Below are 24727 nucleotides of genomic sequence, written 5' to 3'. Positions count from 1 at the left end.
TTGCTCCAAGGCTCTTTTTTACTTAGAATCCACCCATTCCGCCCATTGCTCCTGCACCCATAGGTGATGAAGCATTTTCTTCTTTGTTTGGTAGATCAACTATCATAGATTCAGTAGTAATAAGTGCGCTTGCTACAGACACTGCCGTTTCAAAAGCAATACGAACTACTTTTGCCGGATCAATTACACCAGCTGTTGATGCATTAGCGTAGTTCATAGCCTCAACGTTGTATATAAGCTCTTTATCATTCTGCTTAATCAAATAGTCAATTATAACAGCAGATTCAAGACCAGCATTTTTAACCAATCTTTTGATTGGAGCACTGAGAACTTTTTTGACAATGTTGATACCTATTTGCTCTTCATCGCTTGAAGCTTTTAGCTTATCAAGAGCAGATGCAGCGTAAAGAAGTGCAACTCCTCCACCTGGAACTATCCCTTCTTCAATTGCAGCTCTTGTTGCGTGAAGTGCATCTTCAACTCTATCTCTGCGTTCTTTTACTTCTACTTCGGTTGCTCCACCAACTTTGAGCACAGCAACGCCGCCTGATAATTTCGCTAAACGCTCTTTCAGCTTTTCTTTATCATAATCAGAGGTTGAAGTTTCAATCTGAGATTTAATCTGGTTAATTCTAGCATTTACTCTGTTTTGTTTGTCACAGTCGCTGTCTTCACTAACAATTGTAGTATTGTCTTTAGTGATTTTAACATTTTTGGCAGTACCAAGATCTTCAAGAGTCAAATCTTCCATCTTGATTCCAAGCTCATCTTTTATGACATACTTAGCACCTGTTAAAGCTGCTATATCTTCGAGCATCTCCTTTCTCCTATCACCAAAACCTGGAGCTTTTACTGCAGCAACTTTTAGACCACGTAATTTGTTGATCACTAAAGTGCTTAATGCTTCACCTTCAACATCTTCTGCAATGATAAACAAAGGTTTACCAGACTTAAAAATAGCCTCAAGAATAGGAAGTAAAGGTTGAATAATATTAAGTTTTTTTTCTGTAATCAGCAAATATGGATCATCAAGCTCCACGCTCATCTTTTCATTATTTGTAACAAAGTATGGAGAGAGATAACCACGGTCAAACTGCATACCAGTTGTAAGTTCAACTTCTAATTCTTTTGAACCCTTACTCTCTTCAACAGTGATGACGCCTTCTTTTCCAACCTTTTTAACAGCATCAGCAATGCTATTACCAATATCTTTATCACCATTTGCAGAAATTATTGCAACTTGTGCAACTTCATCCATTTTCTCTAAAGAAATTGTGCGGGACATTGATGTAATTTCCTTTAATATCACATCTTTTGCCTTCTGTATTCCATTTTTGATACAAATGCGATCATTTCCAGCTGCAATTGACTTTGAAGCTTCCATTATCATATTGCTAGTCAGTATTGAGCATGTTGTGGTACCATCACCAACTTTGTCATTACACTGAGAAGCACTTTGAGCAACGGTGCTTACTATCGCAGAGTGTAATGGTTTTTCAGGCTTTATACCTTTCATTACCTTATAGCCATCCTTTGTGACCTCTGGTCCACCATATGGCTTGCTAATTCCTATTGTATTTCCCCTAGGCCCTGCAGTTGCTCCCACCGTTGAGTCAACCATTGCTGCAACTTCACGAAAGGCTTCTTGCAACTGTTCGCCTGATACTACTATGTTAGCCATTTTTATCACTCCTTAAATTAATAAAAAATTTAGAATATTAAAATACATAATGCACTATATAGCGCATTAGCTTAGTAAAATAGGGATACCTACTTGATAACAGCAAGTAGGTCTGACTCCTTCATCACGACATACTTTTCATTATCATGTTCTACTTCTGTTCCAGCCCACTGCCTGTAGAAAACCTTATCACCAGTTTTTACAGTTAAAGCTATACGCTCTCCGCTTGAGTTGCGTGAACCACTACCAATTGCTATAACTTCACCTTTAGTAGGCTTCTTTTCAGCACTTGATGGTAGTACAATTCCACCTTGTTTTTCTTCAGTAATAGGCTTTATTAGCACGTTATCATCTAACACATCCAAATTTACACTTGACATTTGTTTCCTCATTAATAGATTAACCTACAACTCTATGTAGTCATCTAAAGGTTACATTTCAAGGGTTGGAGTTAGTAAAAGTGTATAATTAAGGTTTGAACAGAAGTTTTATGGGTTACATACCGCTAGCAAACCGTAGTCTAATATCTTTATACGGACCAGATACGAGAGATTTTCTTCAGGGTGTTATAACAAATGATATTAATAAACTAAGTAGCCAGCAGGCAATTTACTCTTTATTACTCAACCCTCAGGGAAAATATCTGTACGATTTTTTCCTCATTGAGCATGATAAATATATTTATTTGGAGTGTGAAAATGCCCATCTACAGCAAATAATTGAAAAATTAGACTTGCTCAAAACTTACCTTAGAGTGAGGATTAAAGACATTAGTTCACTATATAAGGTTGGAGTTTTGTTTGATGCTAAGTTGGCGGAGTGTAGTAGTAAGTCACAAGTTATTTTTCAAGATCCAAGGCACAAGCTGCTAGGAATGAGGATCATACATGAAGATGAAATAAAAGAACCGGTTGGAGATTTTATTCAGTATGAAAAAGTTAGAATTAAAAACCTTGTCCCAGATGGAGCAAAAGATATGGTGCAAAATTCATCATTTCCGCTGCAATATTTAATCGATAAGATAAATGGTATAAGCTTTAATAAAGGGTGCTATATAGGTCAGGAAGTTGTAAATCGAATGAGCAGACAAGAAAAATTCAGAAGGAAACTTTACCTTGTTGAGGGAAAAAATACACTTCCAAATATTGGCACTAAAGTAATCAGTGAACATAATGAAGAAGTAGGAGAACTACGCTCTAGTGTCGACAATATTGGACTTGCATTGCTTAATACTGGAAAAAGCCACGCAAATTTATATGTCGGTGGAGTTAGCATTAAGACGTTATAAAATATCTATTCGAGTAAAAGCCCCTTTTTCTTGTTTAAGTGTTTGTGATAGTTATCCACAGTATTGTGAATAACTCAGTTGATAACCCAGAGAAATACATATTTTACGCATTATGAGTACTTCGGAGATTCATAATAAAGTGGACAACTCTAAAAAATTATATCAATTTTAATCTTTTTTAGTTGTGATTTTGATATTTTTCTAATAAGAGCCAATAAGGGAGTAAGGAATGGTCTTTAAGTGAAGATTTTAAATACTCTTAAAGTAATACTTGAGTGTTTTTGGATGCTAATCTGGGAGTTCAACAGGCACTTTTTTATGCTGTTTGAGAAGAGCAAAAATTGCATTTTCTCTTGCTGAAAGCTTGTGTTTCTTATATTTTCCATAATACACATTATGTAATTTTCAATACTAATAAAACTATTTCCCAATCTTTTAAACAACAACCTGTTGAACCTCCGGATTAGTACGTAAAAGGAACTATTAAAGTACCTCTTTAAGATTAAATTGCTACTTTAAAAACACTTAAAATTTCAATTTTTAGTTCTAGCATAGTCCTTTATTTGTCTTTTTTTAAAAAGTATTAAGATATTTATCAATTGAGTAAGTTTTTCTGTAAATATTTCAATCTAATCATACTCTTTTTGATGTCTTCTTTGATCTTTTTCAGAGTTATCCACAGTTTTTTTATTCTCAATTATATATATAAAATTTGGAGAAAAAAGGAAGAAGAGACTTCTTCCTTTTTTTACTTAACTACACTGTTACACGCCTAGACTTGCATAAATTTCTTCTGATAGTAGATCAACATTATCTACATTCTCACTAGGCTTTGACATTTTATATGTAATACCAAAAACAACAAACCCTATTGCTATAGAAACAGCTGCGCCAATAAAAGCCGATATTAGTAATTAAAGACCAGCAGCAGCAAAAAGTCCACTACTAACTCCCATTCCAGCCGTAATACCAACAATAGCACCAAATTTCATTGCTTTATGCTTGTATTTATCTTCTGCCTTTTTTAAAAGCTGCTTTGATTCATCACGGGCATGTTTTCTTGCAGTAATTCCATAATGATCCTTTATAAAAAGATTAGCACCTGCATCTAGTAAAATTTGTGTTACCTCTTTGTCATGACTATTGTGCAAAGGAGTTTTTCCAAAAGAATCTCGTGCATTAACATTAGCACCTTTGTCTAATAGATATCGTATTAACTTCTTCTTCTCCTTCTCTAAGCAATCAAAACCTCCAACTATTACATGCAATAATGTAACTTTATATCTATACTCTCTTTTCTCTAAGCTAAATAGATGATTTATATCAAATTCTTCCTCCTTCCACCTTTGATATGTATCGCAAGCTTCCGTTGAAACGATAAAAAAGGGTGAAGTTACTGCTATTCACTTTTTGTATCGTTTTTAGCAAAAGCTTCCTCCCAAGTACCTTGAGTTGCTGCACGGCTATACTCTGTTACTCTATTTTCAAAGAAATTTGTATGTTCCACGCCATTTAGTATTTCATCAAGCCACGGAATAGGGTTATCTTTAACATTATATATAGATTTAAGACCTAATTGCGTTAACCTTCTGTTTGCTATGTAACGTATATAATTGCGCACTTCCTCTGCAGATAGCCCTTCAACATCTCCTAAATCAAAAGCAAGACTTATAAATTCATCTTCAAGTTCAACAATAGTGCGACATGCAGAATATAATTCTTCTTTGAACTCGTCATTCCAAATTTCATTATTCTCTTTAATAAACGTATTGAACAAATTGATAATTGAATTGGTGTGCAAGGTTTCGTCACGTGCTGACCAAGCAATTATTTGCCCCATACCTTTCATTTTTCCAAACCGTTGAAAATTGAGCAAAATTGCAAATGATGCAAATAACTGCAATCCTTCAGTGAAGGCACCAAATACTGCTAAAGTTTTAGCAACATGTTTTTTATCGTGCTTTTTACTTTCCTCAAATTCTAACATGTATTCATACTTCTTTCTCATAGCATCATATTTTAAGAATGCTTGATATTCACTTTCTGGCATACTAATCGTATCTAGAAGGTATGAATAGGCTGCAATGTGTATAGTCTCCATATTGGAAAAGCTTGCAAGCATCATACATATTTCTGTTGGCTTAAATATATTTGAATAATGCCTCATATAGCAGTTATTTACTTCAATATCTGCTTGAGTAAAAAACCTAAAAATCTGGGTCAATAAATTTTTCTCTACATTTGAAAGTTTAGTTTTCCAATCTTTCACATCATCAGCAAGCGGAACTTCTTCAGGTATCCAGTGTATCCTTTGTTGCTGCAACCATGCATCATATGCCCAAGGATAATTAAAAGGCTTGTATATTGGATCTGCTTCTAGCAATGACATAAGGTACCTAATTATTTTGAAGTAAATATTATATTAAATGGTATTGAGAATCAGTCAATTTAACTTTTTTGAAATTTGACGACAGATAGTTTATCAGTGTATTATGATTTCAAATAATTAATTGACAAAATGCGAGTATTAATATCTTTTATTTTATTATTTACAGTGAGCTGCACTCACACTATTCACAATCACGGAGCTCCTGGCATTAATGTTGAACTGTGGAGCAAAATAAAAGTAGGTGATGATAGAGAAAAAGTGGTTCATACTTTAGGATTGCCAACATTAGTATCAAAGTTCGACGAAAATGTTTGGTACTATGTCTCATATAAAATTAAACAAGCTAACTTCTTGGGAAAAAGGAAGTACAGTAGTAAGTCTCTGCAAATTTCGTTTAATCAGAATGACGAAGTTACAGATATAAGAGAAATCAACGTTGCAGAAAGGTCTTTAGCTGTTGTTGACTGAAAATTTGCTGATCTATTTTTCATCACAAGTAACTAATTTAGGTAACGTAAATTCACCTATTTAGATTCAACCACTATGGATTGAAATCCAAAGATTGAGAGAGGGCATATAATGCTAACTTTCGACTTACCAAATTTATCTTCTTTTTTAGAGTGATTTTCAATATAATTTTTTATCATTTCGTCAGTTAAATTTCCGCTATTCCTGACAAATGCCCATAACCCAGTATCTTTTTTTCAGCTCTGGAAAGTTTTGCTGGATTTTTTTCTGGAACTTTTTCCTTTTATTAACTGCACTAACCTACTAATACTCAAGTATGGGGGTACAGAAACGTATACATGTTGACGCAACTCTACCTCTCTACTTGATTATTTGCACATACTTCTTGTACAACTTCTTTAGCTTTCTGTCCAATATCTCCAACTAATACTGGATATCGATATTTTGTTATCCACACTATGTGATATATATACAGAGTGACTGCTTTTTCTATAATATTCCACATTCTTTGAGATTTTTCACCTTAAAATTATATTCTTAAAAGGATGGTCCAGGGTTTTTCTCCCAAATTTGGGACAATAAAAATTTTCTAAGTTCATACAAAACAAGAAAAAGCAGATTCTCTACAAAAGAGAAAACTTATATTAAAATATTAATTTGTTTTAAAACTAAATTAATGTTAAGATATAAAGTATATAGCTTAATTTTTTTTACAAAAAGCAATGAATATCAATGATTTTAACATAAAGAACTTAACAACAATTTCTATAGTACAAGAAATAAAGAATGGCGTTAGGCTTGTTCCAGACATAATCAAACCTGGAATACAGGGTATATTTTACGCTGCAGGAGGAGCATTATTTACATACGCTTATGATTTTTTTGCACAACAAAAAAGTTATGAAGATGGTTATATGGAGGGCTACAAAAAAGGCTACAGTGAAGGATTTAACCAAGGTTATAACAAAGACTTTAATCAAATTGCCTTAATTGCTGCATCTATTATGTATTGTACTAAATGTAAACAACAAGATACTCATATTGCTAACGCTCAAATAAACCAGGTAATTTCTAATAACTTAGCTTTAGTTGAGTAAAACCAAGCTAAAAAGCAATCTCATAATCATTATGCTGAGAAAAAATTCATTGTGTAACCAGAAAAAATAGAGATAATGTTTTCTGATATGTTGTAGTGGATTAGGTTCAGGTCCCAGTAGGAGCGAATTTAAATACTACATAGATTTGTAGCTTTTTTTGCTACCTTTACTGTAAAAAAGGGGTAGTAACTTTAGCTATAGCAACTTTGTTAGCATCAGGAGTGTTTGCTGCAGCTCCTTATGTTAGTTTCTTAGCTCCAGTTGCAGCGTTAAGTGTTGGCCTTCCATTTATTATTAGTGGTGCTGTATTTTCTGCTCTAGTTTTTGCGCTTTCAGCTGCACTGCAAAGAGCTAACAATTACTTCTTCTTGTTTAGATGCTCAAAATGTCAAAGAAAAAGCTAAAATGCAAAAACAACTAGATAAAAAGGTAGAATACATTATTAATTCTGATGAAGATGCTAAGAAAATGCATCAAGAGCGTAAAAAAAGAAATCAAGAAGAAGTTTTAGATTCTGAAGCTCTTAGCAATCAAAATTGCATGCAGTAGCAAAAGAAACAGGTGATTAACCGAAACTAAAAGATAGAACAACTCAGATTGTAAAATTTAGTAGTATTGCAACGTACGCATCAGTTATAGTAGCAGCTTTAGCATCAAAGTTGTTTCCACAACTCTCGTATGTACTTTAGATCCTGCTTCTGGATTATCTGAGCAGCAGGCACATCTAGGCCAAGCTGATGGTAATTCTACTGTAAATTTACCATCTGCTCACCATGTACCTACTCCACAGACTATGTTGAAAAGTAAAGTTGATGAGTCTCACGAAATGTTAAATTCTTCTTTTAAGAGTGCTAAAAATAATTTCGGTGCATCTCAATCATTTCTTCCAAAGTAGATAACGGTATAGATACATCAAAACGCCAAGGGACTTTTTTTGACTCTGTTGAATTAAAAAGGCTAACTACAGAACGGCCAACTCAGTCTAGTCTTGTAACGGCTTACTAAGGATTCTTTAAATATCAAACCTCAAAAAAATCGGCGTAGGCTTAGGTAATGTAACACCTAAGCTTACGCACGCATTGCACAGAGATTGTAGATTACGTTGTTCTTTTGGGATCTGTAATTGGTCAAGTATCATTTCTGCTGACTTGGGAACAATTGGCTGCAGCAAAATGCCAATTATCCTTATATATTCCAGTAATTTGTAGATTACTAAATCCATGAGCTTTCTATCGGTTTTTCTTAACGTCCAGGGTGCACTTTTATCTATGTAAGCATTGGCCTTGGAAGAGATATTGATAATCAGGAGTATAATCTGGTTAAATTCATACTTTGATAGATGATCCATTACTTGATCAATTATGGCTTTGCAATTTGGTAAACTCTCATCATCTTTAAGCAAATTGCGATCGACCACTGGTACAACTCCAAAGCATTGCTTGTGCAGAAATGAAATTGTTCTTTGCACTAAATTGCCTATATTGTTTGCCAGCTCTGAGTTTATGCGGCTGATCATGTTCTTCTTACTGAAATTACCATCTTGACCGAAACTTGCTTCCCGAAGGAGAAAATAGCGCAGTTGATCAACACCAAACTCTTCTGCCAGACCAATTGGATCTATAACGTTACCAAGGGATTTGGATATTTTTTCTCCCTCGTTTAGCCACCAACCATGAACTGCAATTTGCTTTGGCAGTGATAAATCTGCTGCAAGAAGAATCGCTGGCCAGTATACAGCATGAAAGCGCAATATGTCTTTACCGATTACATGAACGTTAAAAGAGTTTGCCCAAAATTTCTTATATTCCTCATCTTCTATATTAGGAAAGCCTATTGACGTGAGATAGTTAGTGAGCGCATCTATCCAAACGTAAATTACGTGCTTGTCATTCCCTGGTACTCTTATTCCCCAATTAAAACTAGTACGAGAAATCGAAAGGTCAGTAAGTCCTGATTTTACAAACGATACCACCTCGTTTTTTCTGCTCTCAGGAAAGATGAAATTCGGCTGATTTTCGTATAACTCTAGTAATTTATTTTGCCAACTTGACAAACGAAAAAAGTAGCTCTCTTCTTTTATCCACTGAACTTCAGCACCTGTTGGTGCTCTGCCATCTATCAACTCTGATTCCTGATAAAACGCTTCATCACGAACTGAATACCAACCTGAGTAAGAATCCAGATATATTTGCCCTCTCTCTTCAAGCCTATTCCATAGAGCTATAACTGCTTTTTCATGACGTTCTTCTGTGGTGCGAATAAAATCATCATAATCAAAGTTCATTAGCTCAGCCAATTTTCTGAACGTAACACTTATTTCATCTGTAAATTCTTTTGGCTCTATTCCCTTTACCTTAGCCGCTTTTTCAATTTTATGTCCATGTTCATCTGTACCAGTAGTAAATTTGACGTTCTTTCCAGCTAATTTCATAAATCTAGCTGTAACATCACAGATAAGGGAAGTATATGCGTGGCCGATATGTGGCTTGTCGTTTACGTAATATATTGGCGTAGTGACGTAAAAGCTCTCAAATTGCTCCATTTTGTACTGTTTAAAGCTTTATCGTATCTGCACTAGTAATAAAAATCAATATATATCCTATCGTACAAGCAATCTGAAAAGCCATTATACCGCTGCGTTTTGCAGCGGTATCCTGTAAGTGATTTACGCTTTAGAGTAAGGTCCATAACCTCCAACACATTGCTCCGGGTAAGGATTATTAAATACACCTTGAGGAGGAGCACTTGGAGCAGCATTAGGATCTTGAGGAGAGTAAGCAGGTGGTGGTTCACGATACGAAGGATCTCTACGATAATTACCTACCGCTTCTTCAGCTTTCTTAATATTTTCTGACTCTTTCTCATGTTTCATATGAAAAGCCACACCACCAGCAAGACACACAAGAGAATTAATGCCAAGAATGACTAAACCCCAAACTGGTAAGACTGGGTTAATAGCGCAACCTACCAAAGCTGCTAAAGAAATTGCACCAACTGCAAATTCTATATTTCTGAACATTTTAAGTTTATTATCCAGGTAATCTACCTTTTCTGATTCTCTAGCCGTTTTTTCGCTGCTGTTGTACCACACACACATTAAAGCATGGAAAGCAACACACGCAACTACAGCTACTATCCCTAAAGCTAATAATTTCCTGTTGTCTTCTGCGTCTTTTTTCTTATCTTCTCTGTTTGGCTGGTTACTGCTACCGGAACCAAGGTTATTTATCACTGTAGTATTACCACTAAACAGGCTACGAAGTAGAAAATAATCCCAAAAATCTAAACCTCTACTACTATTATGTATATGTATGACTTGAGGGTCTGTAGGTTGTTGCCTATTGCTTCTATCATATTCTGTACTGTGCTGCTCATTAGTTAGATTACTGAGCTTAAATTCCTTATACGCATTTTCAAAATTTTTATCACTCCAGTTCTCAATATTTTGCATACCACGAGAACGTAAAAATTCTTGAACACCATTGTCACTGCCAGTTTCTTTTATATAGGCAAGTGCATACCTTTCTAAAACACTATCACGCATAAAAGTTCCCCCTAAATTAAGATTAAATTAATAAACATTTATTATAACAAAGTAAAGTTTACTTGTCAATTCAACCATAACCTAATACCCAGTTAATATCCTTTCCACCAGTTCTTTTACTGTCGGTACGTAGCCATTCTCATAAAATGGGTCTTGCTTAAATCTGTAAACATTGTGTCCAGAAAACATGAGTTCATTTTCAACATTGCCGTCATGTACAATGTTTTGCAGTGTCTTTTGTATACAGAAACTCCGTGGATCTGGCTTTCGCCCTGTTGAATGGTCACCATGATCTTTCCAATTGCTAAACAGACAATGGCTCAAACATCCCATGCAATTAATTTGATCTTGTCTTATCTCCGCAAATTTGCCTGGTGTCACAAAAATAACAGTTGCATCTGGAGTTTTCATTACCTCTATATACCCTGCTTTAATCCATGCATTTGCTAGCTCTTTGTCTTTTGCAGTGAGGTAAATCTTTCTACCTCTGCTACCTATTGCAAATTCATTATTAAACTCTCCACTCGCACTTTCTGAAAATTTTATTTGACGTGAATTTCGTTCCTGTAACTCACGTATGAAGTTATTTTTTACTGCAGATGAGTAGAACCCTGTTGGACTAAACTTGTTTAAAAATACATCACCTTCTTCTAAAATAAGTAGCTTCTTTTTCCACTCTGTAGAAATCGGGCTTTCTTTCGTCAAAAGCGGACGAGTACCAAATTGAAAAGCTATTGGTCCGATTTGTGAATTTTCAAACCAATGTTCCCAATCCTTCAAATGCCACACTCCCCCCGCCATAACAATTGGCGTTTCAGCAAGACCAACCTCATTCATGAAAGATCTAAGCTCTGCAACTCTTTCAAATGGAGCCTGTGGTAATTCTAGATCTTCACTATTACTGAGTCCATTGTGACCACCAGCAAGCCAAGGATCCTCGTATACTACTCCACCAAGTAAAAAAGAAGATATTTTTTGGTAAGCACGTTTCCATAACGCTTTAAAAGCGCGTGCCGATGAGATAATAGGGTAATAATAAACTTGATATTTAGCTGCAATTTCTCCGAGCTTGTAAGGCATACCAGCACCGCAAGTGATGCCATGAACTAAGCCTTTTGCTTTTTCTAATATGCCATGAAGGACTTGCTCTGCTGCTCCCATTTCCCAAAGCACGTTCATATGTATTCTTCCACGGCCTTTTGATATTTCATTCGCTATTTTTGCTTGACTAACTCCAGCCTCGATACTATACTCAATTAACTCCTTGTGTTTGTCATTTCTTGTTTTACCTTTATAAATTAGTGGCACTAACTCGCCGTTATTATCGATAAGTTTAGCATTTGCACCAGAAAATGTACCAACAGCATTCGCTGCAGCAAATGCCCCACTTGATCTTCCATTACTGATTGCAATGCCTTTACCGCCCTCGATGATTGGCCATACTTCCTTCCCTGAAATTGCTATCTTTTTTATCTTATTTTTCAAAATTTCCTCTTAATCTTTCACTCTATTTTACTTAATTGCTAAAAAAATAATAGCTTTTCTTTTAATGCACACAAATTCAGTTTTAAGTAGACATAACAGCTACGGCACATATTCTTTTTAAGAAGTCTTTGATATATGATAATAGGTCTAACAGGTGGAATTGCAGTCGGAAAGAGCTTTGTAGCCAATTGCTTTAAAGAATTTGGTGCCGCTTTGTTTGATGCTGACTCTGTCGTGCACCAGCTTTATAAAGTGGACAAAAACATAATAAGTTATGCAGAAGAAAAATTTCCTGGGGTAGTAGTAAATGGAAAAATTGATAGAACAGTATTGTCTAAATATTTTTTAGCCTATGATGAAAATTGGAAGCAATTCCAATCTTTAGTACATTCCGCTGTGCGAAATGAATTAGAATTTTTTATTGCTCATGAGAAAGAAAACAACAGAAAACTTCTAGTTCTAGACATTCCACTCCTGCTGGAAACGAGATTCCATTTGTATTGCGATTTTATTGTTTTTATCCATGCAGATAGCGTTGTGCAAGCTCAAAGGATTAGTGAGCGTAATACGGATAAAGAAAAGCTAGATCTAATGTCCAGTATTCAGCTACCTATTGAAGAAAAAAGGCAAATGAGTGACTTCATCATCAATAGCAGCGCAAATGTTTTTTCTCAAGTGAACGACATAATAAACTCGTTAGACCTCAGCACGTGATACGGTTATTTTTCACGAGATTACTCCGAATTTTAGCTGTACTATCAGCAGATTTTACCATTAAAATTTCAAACCTTGAGCCTGCATTCAAAAACGATTCTACTGATCTGCCAAAAAAATCATATCTCCATCCCTTGAACAATTTATCTATCTTCCCAGATATTGATCCAGCTAACTCATCTTTTGACGAAACTAACTTTCTCGATATGTTATTTTCCTTACATTTGCTCTCCAAAATAATCGAGAGTATATCAAATACAGATTTATCATAATTATCTGACAGAGTATAATTTTGCTGCACAAATTCCTTCTCATTCTCATTGAAAATATCTATAAATTCTAATAAATCTTCCTCTTTTATATTTTTTGTGTTTCTCTTAAGGTCATCTAAAATGTCATCAATATGTTCCACGTTTTTTTCAATTAAACCATTTATTACGGCATTATTGACTACCTTATTACGATTTATATTGTAACGCTGTGCTAAGGTCTCTTGCCACTCACTAACTGCTTTAACAGTTAACATCAACCTTGGATTTGCTTCATAATTAAATTTAATCCTCTTCCATGCATCTTTTGGATTATGCAAATACTTATTGACATCAACTATTGATTCCATCTCTTCTTGAAACCAGCCCATCCTATTATTTTCTTCAAGTTTATTGCACAATATTTGGTGTAGGTCATATAGGTGTATCACGTCATTTACTGCATAATCTAATTGATCCTCAGATAATGGCCGTTTTAACCAGTCTGAATTTTTAGCTTTAATTTTATCCAGCGCTACCCCCTGATATTGCTCTACTACTTTTGAATAACCAATAAAGTCGTGATAATAATGACAAAACATAGCAGCAACTTGGGTATCAAAAATGGGAGTAGGAACACATTTAAGCACGGTGAGTAAGGATTCTATGTCTTGCCGACAACTATGAAAAACTTTGGTTATTTCTCGATTCAGCATTATTTTCTTAATAAGCGATAAGTCAATTCCCGGTACTAACACATCTACAATAAAACTCTTCTCTCCGTAAGAAATTTGAATTAGTGATAATCTAGGATAGTAGGTTAAATTGTTTCTAATGAACTCTGTGTCCACTGCTATAAATTTTGGATCTTTTGCCATCAATTCTTCACATGCATTCTCCAGCTCCGATATCGTACTAATTAGCATATATTTTTTATTCAGTGGCTATATTTTACCACTTATATTCAATCTCTACAATTGGTTGAAATTCAAAGCACAACTATATGATAACTAACTCTTCTGTAAATATACAGTTTTGCCAGACACAACGGTACGTATTACGCGCCCTTTCACTTTGCGTCCATCGAAAGGGGAATTTTTTGATTTACTAGCAAAGTTGTCAACTTTAATTTTCCATTCATGATCCAAATCAACTAAAATTAAGTCCGCTGCAAGGTTTTTCTGTATGCGGCCACGTGGCGCATGTATGATATCTGCAGGCTTATATGTCAATTTTGCAAGCACATCAAGTAGACCCATTTGTCCACTGTGATATAGTTCAAGTGAAATGGGCAGCATTGTTTCAAGGCCAATAATACCAAATGCAGCATTTTCAAGTGGCAAATCTTTAGAACTAAGATCATGCGGAGCATGATCGGTTGCAATACAATCAATCACACCTGTCTTTAAACCTTCAATCATAGCTAAACGATCTTCCTCTGTACGCAGTGGCGGATTCATTTTTGCGATTGCTCCATGTTGCTTTACTATATCTTCAGTTAAAGTAAAGTGATGAGGAGTTACTTCACATGTAACATTTAACTCCAAATCTTTCGCTCGTTTAATAGCATCAAGTGAATCTTTTGAAGAGACATGTAAAATATGGTAGTGTACATTTTCTATGTCCTTCATTAGTAGTATATCACGAGTTACCATAACCGATTCTGATGCACTCAAGATTCCCTTTACTCCCAATTCTTCAGAAATCTTACCCTCATTAATTGCGCCACCAGCAGATAGATTTAAATCTTCTGCATGTTGAGCAATAGGAACACCAAGCATACTTGAATAAAGCAGTGCCTGTCTCATAATCATTGGATTCATAACTGGCATACCATCATCGGTGAACCCAACCGCACCTGCTTCCTTTAAAAGCGCCATTTCAGTTAATTTTTCTTCCGAAGTGGTAATTTTGGCGTAAAATTCAACATTCACATGTGAAGTTTCAAGTGCTCTATATTTCAAATATTTAGCCAAGACAACACTATCAATTGCTGGAACAGTGTTTGGCTGACAAACTACAGTTGTAACGCCTCCTGCAGCTGCAGATTTGCTACCCGTATGTATAGTTTCTTTATGCTCTTGACCTGGTTCACGAAAATGCACGTGAATGTCAATCAGGCCTGGCATTAGAGCAAGCCCTTTACAGTCTATTGTTTCATCAACTCCACTTGTTGAAAGTAATGATTCGCTAAAATCAACAATTTTATCCCCTTCAGTCAATAATGAACCTTTTATATCAAGTTTAGTTTCCGGGTCAATAATACGAGCATTGATATACGCAATTTTATAGCCTTCCTTTTGGCCTTTCTGCAATAAATTCCAAGATTGTGTCATTATATTTAAGTATCAATTACAAAATAAATCTAAAGTTTTTTTAGTAAAACACAACCAAATTAAAGTGATGGTATAATAACTAGCAATAATGAACTTTGGTTATGATGATTTTATTCGCACTACAGAAGAACGTCATGAAAAAGCAGTTATAGCTCTGAAGAATATTTAAATTAATACTCAAGCAGCTATTCTATAACTATCATTTTCGATTTTAACATTATTAAGTGCGGTATTTGCCTTATAAGAACAGTAACATCCTACTGCAAGCAAAGTTAATGCAGCTATAGCAAGAGAAATACACATTGCTAAATGAAGCATTGTTAAACTTGCACCAACAGTAAATGCTCCAGATAATACAAAAGAAACAGAGGCATAATTACCTTGCCTTTTACTATGAATTTTTGCTTTCAAGAATTTTTCATTGAGCTCTTCATTCTTGCTTTCAAATTGCTTCTGTAGATTCTTCTCTAGTACTTCACTTTTATTTTCAGATTCCTGAAGCTTTATCCTCAGATCATTATTTTCATTTTTGAGCTGAATCATTCCATTAATTTTATTAGTCAAATCTTGCCTTGCATCATTCAACTGCCCTTCCAGTTGAGTCTTTTCTGCAGATAGTTGAGCTACTTGATCATTTAGCTCTCTAATCACTTTTTCCTTCCCTTCAAGCTCCCTTGCTTGACTAGCCAAATTACTATTTTCCTGTTCAAGTTGAACTTTTACTTCCCTAAGCTGAGCTGCTTCGCTAGTCTTTTCATTCAATCCTTTCTGCAACTTATCAACTACATTTTTAAATTCCTTTATTTTTGCAGTTAAGTTTTTTTGTGCTTGCTCTAGCTCTTCTTTTAATTGTGAAACATTTTTCTTTGTAACATCTAGCCCTCCCTCACTCTTTCTGAGTTGAGCTTTAGCATCTTTTAGCTCTTTTTCTGCAAATTCTACCTTTTCTTCTAGCTTAGTTTTTGCTTTCTTAAATTTTTCCAATTGACTAGTTAGATTATTATTCTTTCTTCCTAATTCAGCATTTGTTTCCTTAAACCCATCTATAGTACTGTTAAGCTTGGTTACTTTTCTAGTTTGTTCATCCAGCTCTGCTTTCTTTCCTACAAGCTGATCTTTTATCCCTTTAAGTTCTTTAGTAAGTTGATCTACTTGACCATCGAGTTTACTATTCTTCTGTTGTTCTTGTGTTAATTTTCCTTTTTCATCATCTAGCTCTTTAGTTTTTTCAGCCAAGCTTTGTTGTATATTCTTTAACCTTTTCTCTAATTGAGTTTTGTCGTTAGTAAGCTGAGCTACTTCTTGTTCTAGTCGTTTAATTTTCTCTTCTAATTTTGGAGCATATTCAATTGGTATCTCAGAAAACTTAATGCCTTTATTTTCTTCTCTGACTTCTTCAAAGAATTCCTTATCATCCACATCGACATATGACAAAACTGCATGGTAAAATAGGCCACAAATATAAGCAATATGGCGATACTTAGATAGATTATTATCTGATTTAAAATTTTCCCGCTGTACTTCCTGAATAAGGTTATAATAGGTGTCAATTTTATGATAGTGTGGCTCTAAATACTCTAGAGTTTTACCCGTTTCTAATTTTAATGGTTTACCGACATGTTTATAGTGTATACCGGCATTACCATGTGGCAAACATGGTACCGGATCTGATTGACAAGCTACCCTAATAGTCTTATTTCCAAGACACTTATCGTAAACGTCAGCTGCACCATTGTAGAATACTCTTGGGGAGCCAAAAGTTGCAACATGAACATCTTCGGCATCTTCTGTTTTATTAAGACATAAAGCAGCTATACTAGCAAGAGCACCCCCCATGCTATGACCTGTAACATTAATTTTCAAATCTTTGATTGCTAATCCTTTATCATTAGCATGCCCTTTTAATATCTTATGCACACTGGGCCAAGAGCGTTTGAATAAAGAGTAAAAACCAGAATGGACACGATGATCTTCAGGTAAAAATGACAATTTAGCTAAAGATGCACGAAGATCTTCCTTTACATCATTTAAATCACGAGTGCCGTGATAAGCTATAATTACTTCCTTATCTTTAATAAAAATATAACCAGCATCTCGATTATATGAATTGCTACCAGTTAAAGCATAGCCAATATCATGTTGTTCTAATTTATAATCAGTATCCAAAGAATACTTGTCTTCGATGAGATCATTGTCGTAAAATCTTATAATCTGATAACCTTCTTCTTCAAACTGTCTTTTAGTTTTATATTTACCTTTTTCTAATTTTCTATCCACATTACCATAGGAAATTTTGCTGAAGGTACACATTTCTAGTAATTTTTCTTCATCAAATCCTGCAATTTGCCCTTTTATCAGATCAGCAAGGTCAGAAGCATTCTTTAACTCAGCATCTTTAAAATCTTCTATCTTCTTCCATGCTTTAACTAGGTCAGAAGTTCCTAGCCCATTAAGGTTAAAACTTTGAGCTTCTAATTCGTTCTTAAATGGTTCTAGCGCCTCAATTGCGCATTCTTTTATTTCATTACCACCAATATGTACAATACTATCGCTAATAGAATCCATACTTTGACCATGGGTAATACTTGGCATATTTTTTACCTACTATTTCATTTTAGTATATCATTAATTAATGATATACTAAAATGAATCAATAAAGCTATTAAAATTTTCTTATTTTTAACGAATTTAGTTCATTTTATCACGCTTAAGACTCTTATTTATGACAACCACTGTGTCTGCGATCTTATCGTGCCAAGTTTGGCAGCGTTTGTCGAAGTTTGCCCATATAAAACCCAAGAATAGTGGTGCTGTTGACAATATAAAGGAAAAAAACCTCTTTATTGCTTGTTTTAGAGTCAATTTTTCAAAAGTTTGTGCACTCACAACTCTAAGCCCAAGTAATAACTTTCCAGGTGTAGCACCAAACCTTATCCACATATATGCCACATAACTAAAAAGCATAATGAATTGAACTATTTGATTTAGAATTAGTAACTTGATTAGTTTACTCTGCATTGCTGTTTCCTCTGCAGATAGTGGCACCTGCATTTGATATTTTGCAGCAATTTGGCCTAATATTTTACTGCTCTCCGAGCTCATGAAGAGTTGATTTAAGGCCTGACCGCAAAACTGCAAAAATAAAACGATGATGATTAAATCAAGCAGCACTGACAAATAGCGTCTAAGTCCCGTTACATAGCATATTCCATTATCATCCTTTTTCACTTTTTGAATAGCATTTATAGAAGAAAGAATGGAAAATAAACGATTAAAAAATTTATGTAACATATATGCATTTTCCAATGTTTGAGTGCCCCTGGCCGGACTTGAACCAGCATGCTCTTGCAAGCAACAGATTTTGAGTCTGCTGTGTCTACCATTCCACCACAGGGGCCTACTTTAATGCTATAAGCAATACAAGATTAGTCAAATTTTTTATCTTTTAAGTAAGGACTGAATATTCTACAATAATCAATCATTACTCTGAAAACTTAAAATGAATGAATTAGCTAATCTTATTGATTCAAGAGAAGAAATATGTAAATTGCCACACAATTTAGAAGCAGAGCAAATGCTCATTGGTGCAATGATTCGAGATAATAGAATTTGTGATGCAGTTGAAGACATAATCACAGCAGATAATTTCTATGATCCACTACATCAAAGCATTTTTACCCAGATATCTAAAACCAGAAAACACGGCATAGTCGCCAATGAACTAAGCCTAAAGATGTTTTTTGAAAATGATAAAGCATTTGCCGAATGTGGTGGAGTTGAGTACCTAGCAAAACTTGCAGCAAAGGCAAGCATTGCGCTTGATATCTATAGCTTGACCAGAATAATCCGTGATACTTATTTAAGGAGATGCTTAATCAAGCTCGGGCAGGAGATAGTTGACGATAGTTACAACTACGATATTGAAAATCCTGCACAGGTACAAATTGAGCAGGCAATGACAAAGTTGTTCAACTTAGCAGTAAAAAAGCAAGGTGATAAGACATATATAAAGCTTGCAAGTTCAATTAAAGATGTGGTTGAGAAGATCAGCAAGCTGAAGAATAACCCAGAGGCTCTAGGTATTACAACCGGACTTCAAGACCTAAACCAGCTTCTTGGTGGTTTGCAGAAATCTGATCTGTTAATTATAGCTGCAAGGCCCTCAATGGGAAAGACAGCATTGGCGCTGAACATCGCACTTAATGCTTGTAAGATTTTGCAAAAAAGAACAGATAAACAACACTACGTAGCGTTTTTCTCACTTGAAATGTCAGCAGAGCAATTGACTGCAAGATTGATTACTATAGATTCAGGCATTGGTTATTATAAGGCACTGACTGGGAGAATTAGTGATTTTGAATTACACGAATTCATTAATGCTAGTACAGATCTATCCGAATTACCTTTCATCATAGATGACACTCCTGCATTATCAATTAGTGCTCTTCGTACCAGAATACGTCTTCTCTATCAACTATATAATGTAGAGGTGGTCTTTATCGATTATCTGCAGTTAATTCGAGGAACAACAAAAAGGAGTAGTGAAAATAGAGTGCAAGAAATCTCAGAAGTGACGCAGGGTTTAAAAGCAATTGCAAAGGAACTAAATATTCCCATTGTTGCACTATCACAGCTCTCTCGTTCTGTTGAGCAAAGGGATGATAAAAAACCACAACTTTCTGATTTACGTGATTCAGGAAGCATAGAGCAGGATGCGGATATAGTAATGTTCCTCTATAGAGAAGAATATTATGAATTAAGAAAGCAACCAAATGAAGGAAGTAATAAACATCGAGAGTGGCAAGAGAAAATGGAGAAAATTAGAAATATTGCAGAGCTGATCATTGCAAAACAAAGAAACGGGCCAATTGGCAGTGTGAAGCTACATTTTGACTCCAATAGAGGTGCATTTAAAGATTATACAGAAAGATATAGTCTGTAGCGGTTTTGAGTAATTCTGGAAGTGTTTAACAAACCATACGTGCCAAATTAAGAAGCTATCGTGAAACATAGCAATATTTAAGATTGGCATTTTATTTGTTACATTTATTTTTTTAGGAAATTCTTATCTAGGATAAGATAATTTTTTAGAAAGATCTATAAATTACTAACTTTATTACTTAATATATAAAATAGTTTTTTCCTATTTCCTTTCTTCCTTACGCCACTTTTTCTTAACTTGATGCGTATGGTTTATTTAACACTTCCGATATACAACTAAAAAATAGCAAATTCTCTATAACTTGAATATAATTTTAGCTTTACCTAAACAGAAAGATGAATTACTTAATGGATTTTGTTTTAATATCTCTTTCCTTGCCACTTTTTATTACTGAGAATTATTTGTTAATTACTGCGTTGATCCCACTTTTAAGTGCATTAGCTATTTCTTTTACTAGTAAATGGCCCAGAGTGAACAATAGCATTACTGTTGTTTCTTCTATGCTTCTATTTGCATATACATCTCTATGCACTTTATATTTGGTGTATGGTGATCATTCTCAATTTATTCTCATGGACTTTGGTAATAATTTGCATATTAGTTTAAAGTTAGAGTCTAGTGGAGCAATATTCAGTTTATTAATATCATTTTTGTGGGTACTAACCAGTATGTATGCAATATGTTATATGCGAAATAACTATGCTGATAGTAACTACTCGAGTTTTCTATGCTTTTTTTCAATAGCGATTAGCTGTGCAATGTTTATTGCTTTTTCTGGAGATTTGCTCACTACATTTGTCTTTTACGAGCTTCTAACTATTAGTACATACCCTCTGATTACTTACAACTCAACAAATGAATCAGTAATTGCAGGACGCTATTACTTTGGTTTACTATTTTTCTCTTCTTTAGTGTTATTTTTTCCTGCAATAGGCCTCTTATATAATGAATTCCATACTTTAGACTTTGTAAGAGGTGGAATATTCAAGTTTGATACTTCGTTCATAACTTTTATTGCAGTGTGTTTTGCTATGCTGATTTATGGAATAGGAAAAGCTGCATTAATGCCAATGCATTTTTGGTTGCCAAAAGCAATGGTTGCACCAACTCCTGTAAGCGCACTACTACATGCTGTTGCTGTTGTGAAATCCGGAGTTTTCATCATTATCAAAGTTATATTATACACTTTCGGCGTCGATAATATGCAACGTTTTGCACAGCAAAGTTGGTTTGCTGGAGGATGGCTTCCGTACGCTGCTGGATTTACTATTATTACTGCATCATTGATTGCGTTAAAACAAAAGGAATTAAAGAAATTGCTTGCTTATTCTACCATCTCTCAGTTGTCCTACATTATATTATTTGCTTCAATTTTTAGTGAGCTCAGCATGAGGGTTGCAATTTTTCAATTAGTTTGCCACGCATTTGCAAAAATCACTTTGTTTTTCACTGCTGGAGCAATAATAACGAAAACAGGTGAGAAATACATAGATAGAATTCACGGTATAGGACGTAGTATGCCAATTAGTATGATAGCATTTACTATAGGTGCATTGTCCATGATAGGGGTACCACCTGCTCCGACTTTTTGGAGCAAATTTTTCATTTTTCAAGCTGTTTTTAACTCTAGTAATGTAACACTTTCTGTATTTGTAGCTCTGGTGTTAATTGTCAGTACTATACTCAACGCTCTATACTTCTTACCGATAATTTACAATGCCTTTTTCTTAAAACCTTCTAGAAATTATTTTATTAAAAAGACACCAATGCTTCTAATTTTACCTCCAGTTGTTACTGCTGTATGCACTTTAGTTATTTTTTTAGCTACCAAGTAATTTTTTAAATGTAATCACCTGTATTTATAGCCGTTAACAATAAATTTAAATGGTATTATACCAGTTAGAGTTGCTTTCATGTTTGATAAAGTAAAGCTAACCTCCACAGCATAGTCTTTCATTTTCTTATTTTGCTCAGCTGCAAAAACTACAGTTGCATTTCCAGCAAATGTAACTAAGTCCTTGATCGATCGGTCAATAGATAGTGTTGTTACGTTTGTGTTGGTAATTTTTCTTGTGGATGAAACAGCTTCATTGTTTACTTTTTCCTGAAAGTCTTGATAGATTTTATATGTAGAATTGTTTTTTATAAAATTTTCTTGATACTTTGATTCAACGATCTGAGAGGACTCGTATGCTTCAACGTATTGACTTACCAAGTACCTTGCTATGGAAGTGTATTCATCTTCTTTTTCACTAAAACTAAGTTTATGTATTGTAGAAAACTCATCTTCTGTGTGGTTCGTGTACTTCACAAAATTTAAATCTTTTTTAACAGGAAGTAATAGGTATATGTTTAGTAATGATAAAAACAAACATACTAAGAGAAGTAACGCTATTAACGCCATCCAAGATCTTTCTACAACGCAGAACAGGTATCTGTGGCAATACCATTCTACTGCTTTCCTGAAATAACTTTTGTTTTTTACTGATTCAACTTCCATAACCTAATTATAATAACTCTAAAAAAACTTTAAAATATGTCTAAATTTTCCAAAATAGGATGAATGATTATATCACCTTGTTCTGCAATAAGATGAAATTTATCAATTTTCTTCACATCTAAATTTATCATTTTTACACTGAAGTTTTCAGGATCATAAGTATTACTTTCTGCACTTTTGTGATAATTATAGTAGTGTAATTTATTTTGATCATCAAAATAACCAAATTCATCAGCAAGTGTTCCCACTTTTTTGCCTTTACCGTCTCTTACTAGCTCAAATAGATCAATTACATGGTTTTCAGATCCAGGCTCAATAGAGCCTTCTACAGCAAAAAACTTAGGTGCATGACCAACATACTCCTTAAATTTTAGATTATTAGTCTTTTTTACACTACCAAAATCCACGAATTTATATTCATCTGAGATACCAGAATATTGTGGATCATACTTTTTATATTCAAAAAACTCATTACCTAAAAAATTACAAAACGTTAACTTACAATCATCGTGATTGGATTTAACAACTTTAAGATAATGAAAATCTCTAGGGATCTTTACTTCCTCTTTCGTAATATGATTACGTACAACAAGCTCACTACTGAGCATATAATAGCCAATTTTTGGCAAAGTAGCTATATTGATTGACTTGTTTAGCTTAAAATTTGCCTCATAGATGCCACTTGATAGCCCTGACCTTACCCAGAAAAAGTAGACAGAAAGTTAAGACGTTTTTGAAGTAAAATAAAACGTTTTTTCAAAGAGGTGTGGTATGACAAAAAGAAAAGAATATACAGCAGAATTCAAAATTGAAGCTATAAGACTAGTAAAAGAAACAGGTCAATCATCAGCAAAAATAGCAAGAGATTTGGGTATTAGCGGTGATTCATTAAGCAGATGGGTAAAAACATACAATGATAGAATGTCTGGAGTAGATGCGTTTCCAGGAAAAGGGAAAGTAGCTCATTGTGACAAAGAAAAGTTTGATTTAAAGAAAGAGCTGGCAAGAGTAACGAGGGAAAGAGACATTTTAAAAAAAGCCCTGGGATATTTTGCAAACCAAAAAGAGTAAAATATTCTTTTATAAAAGAACATAAAAAATGCTATAAAATACGGGAATCATGCAGATTTTTGAACGTATCTGCTTGTGGTTATTATAAATGGATTACTAAGGAAAAAAACAACAAAAAATCAATAAGAGAAGAGCTCATACAAGATATTCAGAAGGTATATCGAGCATCACAATGCAGATACGGAGCTCCTAAAATTCACGCTGAATTAAAGGCTTTAGGTAAAAATTATAACATCAAAACAGTGCAAAATGTTATGCAGAAAAATGGCATTCAAGCTAAGCTTAGACGAAAGTTTAAAAGTAAAAAACCACAAATAGACAATAGAGTTATAACTCCTAACATATTAAATCAGAATTTCATCGCTGATCAACCTAACAAGATATGGGTAACTGATATTACGTACATAAAAACTAATGAAGGATGGTTATATTTGGCAGCAATAATAGATTTATATTCACGCATGGTGATTGGCTGGTCAATGAGTAATGCAGTAAATAGGCAATTAGTTATAGATGCGTTATTCATGGCTATTGGTAGGCGCAAATCTGCTAAAAATCTACTATTTCATAGCGATCAAGGATCGCAATACACCTCTAAAAATTATCAATTTTTACTAAGTACAAAAAATATTACTTCTAGTATGAGTCACAAAGGTTGTTGTTATGATAATGCTGTTTCAGAGAGCTTTTTTAGTTCACTTAAGAGAGAGTTACTCATTGATACTTCACAACACTCTGCACAACAAGCTAAAACCGCAATATTTGAATATATAGAAATTTTTTATAATAAACAGCGTAGACATTCTACTATTAACTATTGCATTCCTGAGCTTTTTGATTCATCATTCTCATAGCAAAAACGTCTTAACTTTCTGTCTACTTTTTCTGGGTAAGGTCAGTAGAAAATTATTTATTATATCCAGCCTCTTGTACACGTGCGGTACCTGGTTCTAATCCATTTTCC

The 24727-nt window shown here is 34.3% G+C and carries 22 protein-coding genes, 1 tRNA gene and 1 pseudogene; 9 read left to right on the top strand and 15 right to left on the bottom strand.

The genetic code is table 11. The features are described from left to right. Positions 1–22 precede the first annotated feature (22 nt). The gene (gene groL / locus ABWU52_RS03215; RefSeq protein WP_353277565.1) at positions 23–1681 is read right to left on the bottom strand and encodes a chaperonin GroEL; all 1659 of its coding nucleotides are present in this window, start codon (positions 1679–1681) and stop codon (positions 23–25) included. An 89-nt stretch (positions 1682–1770) separates the two neighbouring features. Continuing rightward, a complete protein-coding gene (locus tag ABWU52_RS03210) occupies positions 1771–2061 on the bottom strand; it encodes a co-chaperone GroES (protein WP_353277563.1) in 291 nt (96 codons plus the stop codon). Between the two features lie 110 nt (positions 2062–2171). Between ABWU52_RS03210 and ABWU52_RS03205 the strand changes: the two genes are divergently transcribed. Next, positions 2172–2969: a YgfZ/GcvT domain-containing protein gene (locus tag ABWU52_RS03205; RefSeq protein ID WP_353277561.1), complete on the top strand. Its 798-nt coding sequence runs from the start codon at positions 2172–2174 to the stop codon at positions 2967–2969. A 914-nt stretch (positions 2970–3883) separates the two neighbouring features. On the opposite strand, the gene ABWU52_RS03200 is transcribed toward ABWU52_RS03205, so the two are convergent. Beyond that, positions 3884–4237 (bottom strand): ankyrin repeat domain-containing protein, encoded by a 354-nt coding sequence (locus tag ABWU52_RS03200; RefSeq protein ID WP_353277559.1) that lies wholly within the window; start codon positions 4235–4237, stop codon positions 3884–3886. Positions 4238–4368: 131 nt separating this feature from the next. Then, positions 4369–5358 carry a ribonucleotide-diphosphate reductase subunit beta gene (locus tag ABWU52_RS03195; protein WP_353277558.1) on the bottom strand — a complete coding sequence of 330 codons (990 nt, stop codon included), beginning with the start codon at positions 5356–5358 and terminating at the stop codon, positions 4369–4371. Positions 5359–5487: 129 nt separating this feature from the next. Between ABWU52_RS03195 and ABWU52_RS03190 the strand changes: the two genes are divergently transcribed. Next, a complete protein-coding gene (locus ABWU52_RS03190) occupies positions 5488–5826 on the top strand; it encodes an outer membrane protein assembly factor BamE (RefSeq protein WP_353277556.1) in 339 nt (112 codons plus the stop codon). 56 nt (positions 5827–5882) lie between these two features. Here the strand turns inward: ABWU52_RS03190 and tnpA are convergent. Further along, positions 5883–6329 (bottom strand): annotated as a pseudogene (gene tnpA, locus ABWU52_RS03185) (IS200/IS605 family transposase). Positions 6330–6548: 219 nt separating this feature from the next. On the opposite strand from tnpA, the gene ABWU52_RS03180 reads away from it, so the two are divergent. Both ABWU52_RS03180 and ABWU52_RS03175 read left to right on the top strand, forming a co-directional pair. Continuing rightward, positions 6549–6923 carry a hypothetical protein gene (locus ABWU52_RS03180; RefSeq protein ID WP_353277554.1) on the top strand — a complete coding sequence of 125 codons (375 nt, stop codon included), beginning with the start codon at positions 6549–6551 and terminating at the stop codon, positions 6921–6923. Positions 6924–7328: 405 nt separating this feature from the next. Further along, on the top strand, positions 7329–7472 hold the full coding sequence (locus ABWU52_RS03175) for a hypothetical protein (protein WP_353277552.1): 144 nt from the start codon (positions 7329–7331) through the stop codon (positions 7470–7472). A gap of 463 nt (positions 7473–7935) precedes the next feature. Here ABWU52_RS03175 and metG read toward each other — a convergent pair whose 3' ends face one another. From metG to ABWU52_RS03160, 3 genes are all read right to left on the bottom strand, one after another. Next, positions 7936–9465 (bottom strand): methionine--tRNA ligase, encoded by a 1530-nt coding sequence (metG, locus tag ABWU52_RS03170; protein WP_353277550.1) that lies wholly within the window; start codon positions 9463–9465, stop codon positions 7936–7938. Between the two features lie 123 nt (positions 9466–9588). Further along, positions 9589–10467, bottom strand: coding sequence for a hypothetical protein (locus ABWU52_RS03165; protein ID WP_353277548.1), 879 nt, complete (start codon positions 10465–10467; stop codon positions 9589–9591). A gap of 81 nt (positions 10468–10548) precedes the next feature. Next, entirely contained in the window at positions 10549–11952 is a 1404-nt protein-coding gene (locus tag ABWU52_RS03160; protein ID WP_353277546.1) for an NAD(P)H-dependent flavin oxidoreductase, read from the bottom strand. Positions 11953–12087: 135 nt separating this feature from the next. Here ABWU52_RS03160 and coaE point away from each other — a divergent pair, with 135 nt between their 5' ends. Then, positions 12088–12666: a dephospho-CoA kinase gene (coaE, locus tag ABWU52_RS03155; RefSeq protein ID WP_353277544.1), complete on the top strand. Its 579-nt coding sequence runs from the start codon at positions 12088–12090 to the stop codon at positions 12664–12666. Here the strand turns inward: coaE and ABWU52_RS03150 are convergent. The 5 genes from ABWU52_RS03150 to ABWU52_RS03130 form a co-directional block, all read right to left on the bottom strand. Beyond that, entirely contained in the window at positions 12656–13840 is a 1185-nt protein-coding gene (locus ABWU52_RS03150; protein ID WP_353277542.1) for a ribonuclease D, read from the bottom strand. The genes coaE and ABWU52_RS03150 overlap by 11 nt on opposite strands. Before the next feature lie 84 nt (positions 13841–13924). Continuing rightward, positions 13925–15250 (bottom strand): dihydroorotase, encoded by a 1326-nt coding sequence (locus ABWU52_RS03145; protein WP_353277540.1) that lies wholly within the window; start codon positions 15248–15250, stop codon positions 13925–13927. A 177-nt stretch (positions 15251–15427) separates the two neighbouring features. Further along, the gene (locus tag ABWU52_RS03140) at positions 15428–17842 is read right to left on the bottom strand and encodes a lipase family protein (RefSeq protein WP_353277539.1); all 2415 of its coding nucleotides are present in this window, start codon (positions 17840–17842) and stop codon (positions 15428–15430) included. A 96-nt stretch (positions 17843–17938) separates the two neighbouring features. Next, positions 17939–18541 carry an RDD family protein gene (locus tag ABWU52_RS03135; RefSeq protein ID WP_353277537.1) on the bottom strand — a complete coding sequence of 201 codons (603 nt, stop codon included), beginning with the start codon at positions 18539–18541 and terminating at the stop codon, positions 17939–17941. A gap of 23 nt (positions 18542–18564) precedes the next feature. Continuing rightward, positions 18565–18647: transfer RNA gene (locus ABWU52_RS03130), tRNA-Leu, on the bottom strand. Between the two features lie 102 nt (positions 18648–18749). Here ABWU52_RS03130 and ABWU52_RS03125 point away from each other — a divergent pair. Together ABWU52_RS03125 and ABWU52_RS03120 are read left to right on the top strand one after the other, a co-directional pair. Continuing rightward, complete coding sequence (locus ABWU52_RS03125; RefSeq protein WP_353277536.1) at positions 18750–20192, top strand: replicative DNA helicase; 1443 nt, start codon at positions 18750–18752, stop codon at positions 20190–20192. 347 nt (positions 20193–20539) lie between these two features. Continuing rightward, positions 20540–22027 (top strand): proton-conducting transporter membrane subunit, encoded by a 1488-nt coding sequence (locus ABWU52_RS03120; protein ID WP_353277534.1) that lies wholly within the window; start codon positions 20540–20542, stop codon positions 22025–22027. Positions 22028–22041: 14 nt separating this feature from the next. On the opposite strand, the gene ABWU52_RS03115 is transcribed toward ABWU52_RS03120, so the two are convergent. Further along, positions 22042–22692, bottom strand: a complete 651-nt coding sequence (locus ABWU52_RS03115) for a VirB8/TrbF family protein (RefSeq protein WP_353277532.1) — start codon at positions 22690–22692, stop codon at positions 22042–22044. A gap of 29 nt (positions 22693–22721) precedes the next feature. Then, complete coding sequence (locus ABWU52_RS03110) at positions 22722–23369, bottom strand: hypothetical protein (RefSeq protein WP_353277702.1); 648 nt, start codon at positions 23367–23369, stop codon at positions 22722–22724. A gap of 94 nt (positions 23370–23463) precedes the next feature. Here ABWU52_RS03110 and ABWU52_RS03105 point away from each other — a divergent pair, with 94 nt between their 5' ends. Next, a complete protein-coding gene (locus ABWU52_RS03105) occupies positions 23464–23763 on the top strand; it encodes a transposase (protein WP_064085359.1) in 300 nt (99 codons plus the stop codon). After that, positions 23739–24617 (top strand): IS3 family transposase, encoded by an 879-nt coding sequence (locus ABWU52_RS03100; protein ID WP_353277659.1) that lies wholly within the window; start codon positions 23739–23741, stop codon positions 24615–24617. The genes ABWU52_RS03105 and ABWU52_RS03100 overlap by 25 nt, the downstream gene beginning before the upstream one ends. Positions 24618–24727: the final 110 nt, after the last annotated feature.

Origin of the sequence: Wolbachia endosymbiont (group B) of Villa cingulata (assembly GCF_964028285.1) — a bacterium.
GTDB lineage: Bacteria > Pseudomonadota > Alphaproteobacteria > Rickettsiales > Anaplasmataceae > Wolbachia.
Note: the sequence above shows the minus strand (reverse complement) of the source record. Positions and strands in the feature narration are given on the sequence as shown.